We start from the raw sequence: 12165 nt of genomic DNA, 5'->3' as shown, positions 1-12165 counted from the left end.
CTCTTTTTTAAAGCAATGTTTGAACTAAGATATAAAAAAATGAAACTTTCCATGGTAGGATATGATTTATTCTTATATTTGCCGCCCAATTAATGCTAAACAAAGCATTTTTCGGGGTGTAGCGTAGCCCGGTTATCGCGCCTGCTTTGGGAGCAGGAGGCCGCAGGTTCGAATCCTGCCACCCCGACTTAATAGTAAAGATTAAAAAGGTAATTTCATGGAGATCATGTAATTACCTTTTTTTATGTCCAAAGGTATACGATTTTTCACTTTTTAGATTGTTGAATATAGACAGGTCTGTTTCAGCGCGAAGATTGTAATGGAAATTGATATAGCTTCCACCCATCGAGTAGGCTATTGTTCTATAATCTAGAATTTAAAATAATCCTATCATTTTAAGTTTCGAATGTCAGATCTAATTCCACAATTCTTAAAATATATCATAATTTAGCAAGCTAATTCCTATGGCTATGATCGATCAAAGTGACGTTTTAAAACGTAATAATGTTACTGTAAAGGGGAGTGGTAGTCAGTCTATAGTCTTTGCGCATGGATATGGTTGTGATCAATTCATGTGGAGATTCGTTTATCCTGCATTTCTTGAAGATTATAAAGTCATTCTATTTGATCATGTAGGTTCTGGAAATTCTGATGAATCTTTTTACAACGTACAGAAATACAATAGCCTTGAAGGTTATGCAGACGATATTCTGGAAATATGTCATGCCCTGGAACTGGAAAACGTTATCCTGGTTGGGCATTCCGTTAGTTCAATGATCTCTTTACTGGCGGCGAATAAAGAGCCTTCATTATTTTCTAATATAATCATGATTGGACCATCGCCTTGTTATATCGATAAAGAAGAGTATAAGGGCGGATTTAGTCAGCAGGATATCGATGAATTGTTAGAAACACTGGAAAGTAATTATCTGGGCTGGGCATCTACAATGGCGCCAGTCATTATGGGAAATCCTGAGAAACCGGAGTTAGGGGATGAGTTAACTAATAGTTTTTGCAGAACAAACCCGGAAATAGCAAAGCATTTCGCAAAAGTCACATTTCTTTCAGATAATCGGGAGGATCTAGATGATCTTAAAATCCCTACTTTGATCATTCAGTGTGAAGAGGATGCTATTGCACCGCTTGCAGTTGCCAAATATGTAAACAGTAAAATTACGAGTAGTACTTTAGAATTGATCGATGCTACCGGGCACTGTCCAAACTTAAGTGCTCCGGAAGAAACGATAAGTGCTATAAAGAATTACCTGGAAAAAAAGGACTAGATGGAAGATGGCAGTGAAAATAAACCTGAAATATTTGAATCTGCTGAAGATTTGTACCATGATGCACCTTGTGGTTATGTTTCATTCAGAAATGATGGTACGATATACAACATAAATAAGACCTTACTTGGATGGCTGGATTTTGACAAAAATGAGATCCTGGGAACGAAGAAGATATATGAGCTCTTTAAAATGGGTGGAAGAATGTATTTCGAAACTCATTTTTTTCCATTGATAAGAATTCAGGGGTTTGCTAATGAAATCAATTTCGAAATTCGAAAAAATGATGGATCTACCTTTCCAGCATTGATCAACGTAAAGGAATTAAAAGGTCCTACCATTCGTGAGAATCGCTACAGAGCTTCGGTTTATGATATTTCTGATAGAAAAAAGTACGAGCAGGAACTAATGAATGCTAAGCTGAAGGCTGAGAAACAGGCCCAGGTAAAAGCAGAATTTCTTGCAACCATCAGTCATGAGATAAGAACGCCCTTGAACGCTATAGTTGGGATAGGTGATCTTTTAACGAAAACATCTTTAAACCCGAAACAAAAAGAATACGCAGATATACTCAGGTTATCGTCGGGAAATCTTCTGGGTCTTGTAAACAACATTCTGGACTTAAGTAAACTGGAAGCCAAGGCAGTACAATTAGAAAAGAAGCCTTTTGCCATTCGCACTCTTACCAATAGTTTGATCCATACATTTAAGCTGAAATGCAATGAAAAAGGGGTAGAACTAATTTCTGAAATAGATGAGGAGATCCCAAATTATATCGTTGGTGATCCAATTAAGCTCAGTCAGGTACTTACAAATCTTTTAGGTAACGCGATTAAATTTACCTGCGACGGTCATGTCAAATTGGTTGTAAAACTTAATGCGTCATCTTCAGAAAAGCTAGATCTTAACTTTAGCGTATTAGATACAGGTACTGGGATTCCAGCGGACAAATTGCAAAGTGTTTTTGAAGAGTTCTCACAGGCCAGTTATGAGGTAAATCTTGAGTATGGTGGCACAGGTCTAGGTCTAACAATTTCGCAGCAACTTTTAAAACTTCATGGAAGTGAGATTAAAGTAGCAAGTGTATTAGGAGAAGGATCTGAATTTAGTTTCGATATCACGTATGAGAAGTACACGAACTCGTTTATGGAGATCGATGGCGATGACAGCTTTCAGAGAAAAAAATTAGATCAAGCTAAATTATTGATTGTTGAAGATAATCCTGTGAATATTTTTGTGATTTCAGAGTATCTGAAAGAATGGAAGATCAACTTTGACGTTGCCAAAAATGGAAAAAAAGCTATCGAAGCGGCCAAGAAAAAGAACTATGATGTTATTCTAATGGATCTTCATATGCCTGTGATCAATGGTTTCGAAGCGACTTCCACTATTAGAAATCTCAGTCTTGAAAAACAACCGGTTATTCTGGCGTTGTCAGCTACAAGTAGAGAGGCAATACAGTCTGAGCTTGATCGTGCTGGTATAGATGATTTTATCTCCAAACCTTTTGGTCCAGCGGATCTACATAAGCTAATCTCGAATTATATAGTTACCACTTCAGAAAATGAAAAAGTAAGCGAACCCTTTAAGGATAAGCTAGGAATTATTACTTCGGAAGAACATAAAGAAGCCTCCCAGAAATCTATTGACCTAAGCCGTTTCGTAAAAATGGCAAATAATAAACCAGAATTTCTACAGAAGTTTATAGCCAATACGCTAATAGCATTTCAGGACTACTTAGAAGATTTTCAGAAGGCTGCAGATCTACGGGATGCCACGCAAATCTCAGAGCTTATTCATAAAAGTACTATGTCGGTATACTACATTCAGTCTGATAAACTGGTACAGCTACTAAGAGACTGCCAAAGTTTTTTTGAAGAGAAAAACGCAAATTCTGAAGAAATTGAAGCCGTTATAGATCACGCCACTGCTGAGTTTCATCAGGTTATAATCTCCTTAAAGAATTCGGATGAAGCGGCTTTGATGACCGAATCGCAGAGTGTAGTGAATTAATATTCACTACAACATCAGATTAAAATTAATCAACCTTCAATTCATCCTTATCCTTTTTAAATACCAGTGTTCTATGAGGAAATGGAATTTCCACAGCTTCCGCGTCAAATCTTTTTTTGATACTCTCATATAGTTCACATTTCATCACAAAGGCTGAAGCGTAATCCCACGCCCAGGCCCAGGCTCTGATAGTTATAGAGGAATCTCCAAGGTTGGTCACTCTTACTATCACTAGAGGAACTCCGTTTCTAAGGTCTTGATTGGATCTGTTGTCAAAGAGATTGGGATGAGCTTCACATTCTTCTTTCATAATTTTCTTTGCAAGATCAATATCACTGTCGTAGGAAATTCCAATTTCAATCCACTGGCAGATCTTCTTTTCATCCAGATCGTAGTTGGTCACTTTTTCTTTATTAATAATAGCATTAGGAATCACGATCATCTTATTCTGATAATTTCTTATGATCGTATGCCGAAGCGTTATATCGGTTACGGTACCCACGAGATCATCTGTGATTTTGATTACATCACCAACTCTAAAGGGTTTAAATGCAATTATAAAGACCCCGCCAATCAGGTTTGCAAGTGCTTCCTGAGAGGCCACACCTATCACCAGGGCCAGTATACCGGCACCACCAAGGGCAGTTTGAGCAATACCTCTTAGGGCAGGAAAAGCAAGGGTTGCCAGAATAGCACCTATAAAATAAACGCCGAATACACTTAAATATCGTAAAAACTTATAGCTGGTTGGATCGCCGCCAGAAGCAGTTGTTTTCTTGATCGTTCTTGCAAATAAAGCTTCAACGATACTGGCTCCAATGATTGTGAAAATAAGTACGAAACCTACGTAGAGAATGATTTCGAAATTTTTGGTAGCAATGTCATATTTATCTTTGGAAATAAAGACAATACTGAAAGCGATCAAGCCCAATACAACCCATAGAATCTTTAAGATTCGACCTACTAGGCTTATCCTATGGTGCTCATCATTGGGGTATTTCTTTTTCGCTTTTCCAATCAACCAACGAATAAGATATTTTGTTGCAACGAGCAATAGTAGAACCGATCCCACAACTATAAGGCCGTAAATAATATTTTCGCGATACGTATTCCAGAAATTGATCATTATTATTTTAATTACAGGGTATTAGTTAATCTCTTGCAATTTAGTAAAGACTAAATTGATAAGATGTTTAATTGCTAGAGAGAATCACCAGGCTCTTTTGGCTTGGCTGTATTATCAATTTAGTGAAAAGAAGAGTTTTGACACAACAGATTAATTTTTAGTCAAAAACCTAAGCATTGGTTTCGTAAACGGGTATGATAAAGCCATGACCGGAATGCTAGGTTTTCAAATATTTGATAACCTTTTTGCTGGCTATTCTTATGATTATGCAACCAATGATTTTGGAGAATATCACAACGGTTCACATGAAATCGTATTAAAATTTAAGTTCAACAAATCTGGGTATCAATCCAGCCGTGCATTAAACTCCTATTAATATCAAAGTTTACAGTAGGGAAATAGCCGTCCAAAATGCTACACATCTGGGCGGCTATTTATATTTTATTCAAAAAGCGATCTAAGCGACCTGGTGATTTACATCATTTTTTTTACTCGCTTTGTGGCTACTTCCAAAGTTATAGCTCCAGTAAATACTCATTAATTGAAACCCTATTTTTAATGAGTCTTTCATAGATAATTTGGATCCATCTTCATGTACCCATCTTTTCAAGGGTTGCTCGCAAATGATTTCCTGGGCTTTATTTTTTCCGAAGTGTTTCTTCATTCTCATAAAGATCTCTACATCAAATAACCATTTGGTAAGAAAAGGCTTTTCGAAGGCGATCGGGATCAATTCCTTTCGCATGATCTTAGCTCCACACTGTGTATCTTTAAAAGGCATTCCCAGGATAGATACAATGATGAAATTAATGGTCATACTAATGATCTGTCTTGCGCTTTCTTTAGCGATATTAGCACCCATTCTACTAATTCTTGAACCGTTTACAATCTGGAAATCTGTAGTTTCAATGGTTTTTACCAAATCGTCGAAATCCTTAAAATCCGTAGAAAGATCGGCATCCAGAAAACCTACATAATCCAGATCTTCAAATTTAGAAAGATGAAGTAAACCAGCTCTAACAGCTTCAGCTTTTCCTCCATTCTTCGGGCAATTATAGATACTAATATAATCTTCTCTCCCTTTTTGTAGTTCCTGTAGTACCAGCATGGTCTTGTCTGTACTTCCGTCGTTCACAAAACACAAATGATAACCTGAAGTTTTTTCCAGGAACGAGATAAATTCCGCAGATTTCAGCCTGTTTTCTTCGTTATAACATGGGATCACCACCCCAACACATCGATTCTGAATGATACTATTTCCTACCGTTTTTGGATTTGCAGATTCAGTGTGACCAATAAGTCTTTTAACACGAGCGCAAACTTCGACAAGACTTAAAGGTTTTTTCATGAAATCCTGAATCCCAAGCTCAAATCCCTGCACGATCAAATTCTCATCTGTATTCCCGGAAAGAACCATAATTGGCGTTTCAACCTTCATTTCATTTCTAAGAATTCTTACGATGTCCAATCCATTTGAATTAGGCATATTGATATCGATAATTAAAAGGTCTGGTTGAAAACTCTCAAAGATTTCAATAGCCTTTTCAGCTTGAGTGGTCGTTCTTACTTCATATCCTTCATCTTTCAATCTTTTCTCAAGCGGCATTAGAACTAACTGCTGATCGTCTACGGCTAAAATTTTCATGGTTGGTGGTTTTATATTATGGTTCAAATTTACAGGTTGAATGCCATCATTTTCAGCATTTTAGATAAGTCGGTTTAATGGCGTAGACGAATGGTAAAAATCTATCGATGAATGAGTTTGACACTCTTTAAAGCTACAGTAATTTTATTTTGAATAAATTACCATACTATTCGCATGAAAGAAACTACGAACAAATACCTGATCGCAGCTCTTATTATAGGAGTCGTATTTCATTCTTCCACCATATTTTTCACTTTGGAGAACACATATGATGCGCTCATTCATTTGTTTTTCGCAGAGCATTATTCCAACAACTGGTTTGAACCATGGAACTATAAATGGTATACTGGCTTTACCGTGATGGGCTATCCACCGCTGGTTCACCAGGCAATTGGTTTGTTTTCCTATGTTGGCGGATTAAAATTTGGAATGTTCCTGGTGGCGATCATAGGGGTGATTTTATTTATTACGGGGATCTACCGATTCGCCTTATTGATGACCGGGAATAGAAAAGTAGCCGGTTACGCAGCTTTGCTGGCAGTGTTCTCTTCCTCATTCGTTGAAACATTGCATATTTTCGGTCAGCTTCCAAGCATTGTGGGTGTTTCTATATTAATGCATTCCTTACCAGAGATCTATCTCTATATTAAAACCGGGAAACGTAAATATTTTCTAAGAGCGCTGTCCTTACTGGCAGTTACCGTTACATCCCACCATGTAACTCCTATTTTCGGGATGGTGTTTTTTATATTTCCATTAATAGGTATGGTTATTATGGATGTTTCCAAAGAAAGAGTGGGGGCATTTAAAGAGATCACCTTCAAAGTTTTCTTAGATACATTTCTGAAACTCTTCTGGAGGATCGTGGCATTTGGAATGTCTTCCTTAGCAGCTATCATCATTTGCATCCTGCCTTACTGGATAAATACTAAAAAGAACCCGATCACCCAGGTGCCTATTCCGCATGGGAGCAGGGACAGTTTTATAGAGGTAACTTCCAGCGGACTCGTATTTTTCGTAATTCCATGGGGAATTATCTTTTTTCTATTTCCCTATATTCTTTACCGTTACTACTCTAAGCGCTATCTTTTCTTCGGATTATCCTTTACCATTTTGTTTATACTCGGAACCGGTGGAACAACACCTATCCCGAGAATGGTATTAGGTGATACTGCGTTCAATATCCTTACGCTGGACAGATTTACGCTATGGGGGTCTATTATGGCGTTACCAATATTCGGGGAATTTGCTTACAGGTTTTCTGAAGGAGATCTAAAGCAACTCATCCAGCGAAAATTTGGAGCGGTTTATCACCGGGTTATCGGAGCTTTTCTAGTCGGGTTATTTCTATTCATTTCTGTATTTACGCTAAGTCTGGGATATTTCAGACCCATGCAGCCACAGAGTATCAAAATGCTTCCCATAGTAAACTTTCTAAATCAGGATCAACATGACCACTGGAGATTTCTTACCCTGGGCTTCGGAGATCAAATGGCATGGCTCTCTGCCCAAACCAGAGCACTTACTGTGGACGGTAATTATCATTCTGCCCGCAGATTACCTGAACTTACAACTCGGGCCGTAGAACGCCTTGAAAACTCAAAATTCCGGGGGGTGGAAGGGATAGGATCTTTACAGCAGTTTCTGGCTGTTCCAGAAAAGTACAATCTAAAGTATATTTTCTCCAATGATAAATTCTATGATCCGCTACTATACTTTAGTGGCTGGCAACGTTTGCAGCAACTGGAAAATGGAATTATGGTATGGGAAAAACTGAATATTCCGCCACTTTCCAAGATCATTGGTTACGAAGATGTACCCATGTTTTTAAAGCTAATGTGGGGAATCATCCCATTGCTGACCGTACTTATTGCCGTTTTTATAAACCTTCAATTGATCTGGTATCATGCGATTAAAACCGGCAATCCCGATAAACCTGATTTCTTGAACTACAAGATAGAATATAAGCGTTTTCGAACCGGACTTTTACATGTCAACCAGGTATATGCACTTGTACTGAGCGTGGTCATTCTGATTTCACTGTACTATATCTACCGGGACAACCAGGATCAACTTTCAGAAAAGAATGTGGTAGAAGCTTACTACGACGCGATCGATTTTAAAGAATTTGAACGAGCTCATTCTTATTTCGATCCCGCCGGGAATAAGACGATCGCCCAGTTCATGCTGGAGGTAGCAGTAAGTGACGGGATTCTGAGTAGCTATGCAAAACTTGATAGCATTCGGGTTGAGGTGACCAACATTAATGATTCTACAGCCGTCGCAAATGCCTACACCAGCTGGGTGACGCCTATAGATATCATAGAACAAACCGAGATCCATCAGCTCAGGAAGATTGATGATCGCTGGTTTATAGCACCCAAGGAACAGGATACAGATCTGCCACCAGACCAGCTATTTTCTGAAAATCAAACGAAGTTTTATAACCACGGAAGGCGAAAGATAAGTACCCAGCAAACCTATCACGAAGATGTTCTGAAACAACCGGTGCTCGAGGTGCTATCCGCAAAACTGGTGCAGTTTGAAGACAGGTATGCTATTGTGGGTGAGATACAGAATGTTGATCATGTTCCTGCAGATGTGGTGATCAAGGGGACTTTATACGACAAAAATAATCGTGAACTGGCTAGTTACAACGCCCGGCAGGTCTTAAAGCATAAATTGATGCCGAAGGAAATTAGCAGTTTTCGTGTAGATTTTGAAGGTGTTGCCTGGCTGGCACAGGATTCTAAAATTCCTGAAACTTTCGACCCAGACCAGTTTACACCACTTGAGCTGGACGATATTCCGACTACCTTCAACCTCCAATGTGCGGGTAATGTAGCAATCACCGACCTCTATAAAAGTACCAGTATCAATGATCTGCAGTTCGAAAATAATGTGCTGGATGGGACGATTTTTAATTATGGAGTACAGGAAGTGACTATTCCTCAATTGCTGGTTTCTTATTATGATGACGGAAATTTGATTTGGGTAGAACATGATTATCTCGTAAACGGGATCAGGGTGCAGCGAAAGCAGGACTTTGAATATGAAGTTAAGAATTTATCTGGTTTAAAACTTATAGACGACTCCATGGACAATATATTCGTGAATGGACTGCCAAACCTTGATATCTCGCGAAAAGTAGTTCCAGAAAGAGTGAGATCACAGCAAGAACTTTCAAATTTAGAGATGGAAGGATCCGGGTTTAATTCAATTAAACTGGAAATGAATAATTACGTAGGAAATCCAAAATAATGAACCTGAAGCAAATTTTCATTTTGATCTTCTTCTTCGGAATAACTTCGGAAGATACTCCGGTGATCTCTTCGGAATCTATTCCTGAAGTAAGTATGGCCGGGAAGGAATTACTGTTCACTTTCGATGCTACTTCGGCTGAATCGTTACTCATTCTTAATAATGCCTACGGAAGTACAGCGATCAAAGCTGAAGAATCCAGCAATTCAGTCTTTAAAGTGCCGCAGTTTATCTCTGATAAAAGTGGGATCCTGATATGGAAATACGTAAATAAGAAAAGTTCCAGGTCTGGTGAGATCACTATTCTACCGCAAACCTCTCCAAAGCTGATCGAAACTTATTTTGGTCCGCGCAGTATACAGGCTGGTTATGATGACTTTTCCATGCTGGTTAGTATCCCGACAGACTCTCTGGATAATCCACTGGCAGATGGAACTCCAGTAAATATTTCAGAATTCTTCCAGGGTAATTTAGTGGAGCAGGATTTTGAAATGGAACATATGTTTGCCTGGAAAAATATTTATACCCGGGAAAAAGCTGGTAAGATTACTGTAGCCACTTCCGCAGAAGGCGTGGCTGGTAAAGAGATGATTAGTAACGTATATCCTTCATTGGCTTCAGACTTCAGCATTACTACAAATTCAGAACATTTGTACGCTGATGGAAACCAGGTCACCCAGCTAATAACATCTACGATAACCGATGACTATGGTAATGTTGTAAGTGATGGAACTTCCGTAGAATTTGTAGTGCAGACAGAGCAGGGGATGAAATTGAAAACCAGCGCTAACACAATAAACGGAATAGCTACGGCACAATTACTTCATCCTGAAAAGGCTGGAAGCTGGAGTATACAGGCAAATGTCACCGGAATGGCCGTTTCTAGTTCGGTAAACATCGTATTTGAACCAGTTTTAACCGAAATTCCGTACGAGATAAGCGATCGAAGTATATCAGTAGGACCTTTGAAAAGTTTTATGAACCAGTTACTGCCAGATGGAGCAGATGTTCATTTACAACTCAGGCTTAAAAATGATAACATTTACAGGGAGAAAGCACCAACTCAGGACGGAATTGCCAACTTTAGGATCCCTAAGACCATAGCAATGGAATATATTAGAGAGATCACCGTGGAATCGATGGGAGTTCGTAAAAAATTAGATCTGTAAATGCGCAAAAAGCTCAATAAAAATCTATACCGTGCCATCCTGATCCTAACATTTCTGGCGGTTAATGCGATGATCATTTTTGGTCTTAGCAGTGTCTGGGGATTTCTGAATACTGGTGCAAGTAGATCGACCATGTTGCATACAGAGATTAAAAGCAGGCGTATGTATTTGCCGGAAGTCGTCTGGGATACCAGCGCCTACAAAGGTAGAACTATGGAAAATCAAAGTTTGCAGGAGATCGAACGTGATTATTTGAATGGCTGGTATGTGAAGAATTTAGCCTTGCATTCTAATAAGACATTTGGAGTGGAAGATTATTATACAGATTTTGCGAGGGTAAATATTTACAACATCATAGACTTCAACGAAGCTCACAATCTTTCATTCACCACAACCACTACAAACCACCATCCAAAATTGCTTTTTTATAGTGCAGATGGACAACTCGTGGTTTTTGAAGACCGCAGGGTGAGGCAATTTCGTCAAACTTATTCCGAAGAAAAACTAATCGATGAGGAGATCGATACCAGTAGCTATGAAGTGATGATGCTTCTGGAAGATGGATTCTGGAGAGTTCGGCACATACAGCAGGTAAGATCATATTTTGAAAATGATGAGGTAGAAGTAAACGCTGACTGGCATATTAAAGGTGATCAACTTTATTTTAAAAATAGGAAGTTCCAGATCAAGGGCATGAATTACTATCCGCAGGATAGTCCGTGGGATATGTATGGTGAGAATTTCGAAATTGAGGTGATAGATGATGATTTCCAGTTACTTAAAAACGAAGGCTTGAATACTTTAAGACTGTTTGTGGCTTACGAAGATTTTGGTAAAGCAGGCATTATTCCTACAAAAATTGAAAAATTGCGTAAGGTGATGGATGCTGCAAATTCCAAGGATCTAAAGGTGATCCTCACGCTGTTCGATTTCTACGGAGATTATTCGGTTATGGACTGGACGCTAACTCATGAGCATGCGCGACAAATAGTAGATGAGTTCAAAGATCATCCTGCACTTATGGCCTGGGATCTTAAGAACGAACCAGATCTTGATTTCGATAGCAGGGGAGAAGCGCTAGTGAAACGATGGCTGGAAGAAATGGCTTTCCAGGTAAAGAAGATCGATCATAAACATCCAGTTACAATAGGTTGGTCCAATGCAAAGGCTGCTGAGAATCTTAAAGAAACGGTAGACCTGGTCAGTTATCATTTCTATGAGCCTATGGAGAATTTCAAGAATTCCCATCAAAAACTAACAGAAAAAGTCTCAAAACCTATTGTAGTTCAGGAGTTTGGACTGTCTTCCTATAATGGACTTTGGAATCCCTTTGGTGCAGATTTAACCGAGCAGGCTGAATATCATAAGTATATGCAGCAGCAATTCTCCAACTCAAAAATTCATTTTGTTTCCTGGACCTTGTATGACTTTCCTGAAATTCCAAGCGAGGTTGCTGGTTCACTGCCGTGGAGAAAGAAAAAACAGACGGCCTTTGGTTTTATTGATTTTGAGGGGAACGAGAAACCAGCTTTCGAATTTATCGAATAGATTCTCAAAGTAGTGCTGCTTCAAATTTAACTACTTCAATAGTTATCGTATTAGACATAAACCAGATAATTTTATTTCAGAAGAGATAAGAAGAGCTGCGAGGCATTATCTAAGTCGGTT

The 12165-nt window shown here is 38.7% G+C and carries 8 protein-coding genes and 1 tRNA gene; 7 read left to right on the top strand and 2 right to left on the bottom strand.

The annotated features are described in order from the left end of the window. Positions 1-112: 112 nt before the first annotated feature. The 3 genes from JM79_RS11225 (at position 113) to JM79_RS11215 (ending at position 3296) form a co-directional block, all read left to right on the top strand. Positions 113-187: transfer RNA gene (locus JM79_RS11225), tRNA-Pro, on the top strand. 277 nt (positions 188-464) lie between these two features. Continuing rightward, positions 465-1283: an alpha/beta hydrolase gene (locus JM79_RS11220; RefSeq protein ID WP_279343813.1), complete on the top strand. Its 819-nt coding sequence runs from the start codon at positions 465-467 to the stop codon at positions 1281-1283. Then, the gene (locus JM79_RS11215) at positions 1284-3296 is read left to right on the top strand and encodes a PAS domain-containing hybrid sensor histidine kinase/response regulator (RefSeq protein ID WP_141878231.1); all 2013 of its coding nucleotides are present in this window, start codon (positions 1284-1286) and stop codon (positions 3294-3296) included. Between the two features lie 25 nt (positions 3297-3321). On the opposite strand, the gene JM79_RS11210 is transcribed toward JM79_RS11215, so the two are convergent. Then, positions 3322-4422, bottom strand: a complete 1101-nt coding sequence (locus JM79_RS11210; RefSeq protein ID WP_141878230.1) for a mechanosensitive ion channel family protein — start codon at positions 4420-4422, stop codon at positions 3322-3324. A 175-nt stretch (positions 4423-4597) separates the two neighbouring features. Between JM79_RS11210 and JM79_RS11205 the strand changes: the two genes are divergently transcribed. After that, a complete protein-coding gene (locus JM79_RS11205) occupies positions 4598-4798 on the top strand; it encodes a type IX secretion system membrane protein PorP/SprF (RefSeq protein ID WP_260443485.1) in 201 nt (66 codons plus the stop codon). An 81-nt stretch (positions 4799-4879) separates the two neighbouring features. Here the strand turns inward: JM79_RS11205 and JM79_RS11200 are convergent, their stop codons facing one another. Next, entirely contained in the window at positions 4880-6067 is a 1188-nt protein-coding gene (locus JM79_RS11200) for a response regulator (RefSeq protein WP_141878228.1), read from the bottom strand. A gap of 174 nt (positions 6068-6241) precedes the next feature. Here JM79_RS11200 and JM79_RS11195 point away from each other — a divergent pair, with 174 nt between their 5' ends. The 3 genes from JM79_RS11195 to JM79_RS11185 are packed head-to-tail and all read left to right on the top strand — an operon-like array spanning position 6242 to position 12045. Beyond that, positions 6242-9328, top strand: coding sequence for a hypothetical protein (locus JM79_RS11195; protein ID WP_141878227.1), 3087 nt, complete (start codon positions 6242-6244; stop codon positions 9326-9328). Next, entirely contained in the window at positions 9328-10497 is a 1170-nt protein-coding gene (locus tag JM79_RS11190) for an invasin domain 3-containing protein (RefSeq protein ID WP_141878226.1), read from the top strand. Before JM79_RS11195 ends, JM79_RS11190 begins: the two co-directional genes overlap by 1 nt. After that, the gene (locus tag JM79_RS11185; protein WP_141878225.1) at positions 10498-12045 is read left to right on the top strand and encodes a cellulase family glycosylhydrolase; all 1548 of its coding nucleotides are present in this window, start codon (positions 10498-10500) and stop codon (positions 12043-12045) included. It abuts the gene before it with no gap. Positions 12046-12165: the final 120 nt, after the last annotated feature.

It is taken from the genome of Gramella sp. Hel_I_59 (assembly GCF_006714895.1).
Taxonomy (GTDB): domain Bacteria; phylum Bacteroidota; class Bacteroidia; order Flavobacteriales; family Flavobacteriaceae; genus Christiangramia.
This window is presented reverse-complemented; position numbering and strand designations above follow the sequence as displayed.

What these genes read in the sequence shown, in the direction of transcription:
- JM79_RS11195 (WP_141878227.1), top strand. Translation starts at nt 6,242, where the DNA reads ATGAAAGAAACTACGAACAAATACCTGATCGCAGCTCTTATTATAGGA.
- JM79_RS11210 (WP_141878230.1), bottom strand. Translation starts at nt 4,422, where the DNA reads ATGATCAATTTCTGGAATACGTATCGCGAAAATATTATTTACGGCCTT.
- JM79_RS11185 (WP_141878225.1), top strand. Translation starts at nt 10,498, where the DNA reads ATGCGCAAAAAGCTCAATAAAAATCTATACCGTGCCATCCTGATCCTA.
- JM79_RS11200 (WP_141878228.1), bottom strand. Translation starts at nt 6,067, where the DNA reads ATGAAAATTTTAGCCGTAGACGATCAGCAGTTAGTTCTAATGCCGCTT.
- JM79_RS11215 (WP_141878231.1), top strand. Translation starts at nt 1,284, where the DNA reads ATGGAAGATGGCAGTGAAAATAAACCTGAAATATTTGAATCTGCTGAA.
- JM79_RS11220 (WP_279343813.1), top strand. Translation starts at nt 465, where the DNA reads ATGGCTATGATCGATCAAAGTGACGTTTTAAAACGTAATAATGTTACT.
- JM79_RS11190 (WP_141878226.1), top strand. Translation starts at nt 9,328, where the DNA reads ATGAACCTGAAGCAAATTTTCATTTTGATCTTCTTCTTCGGAATAACT.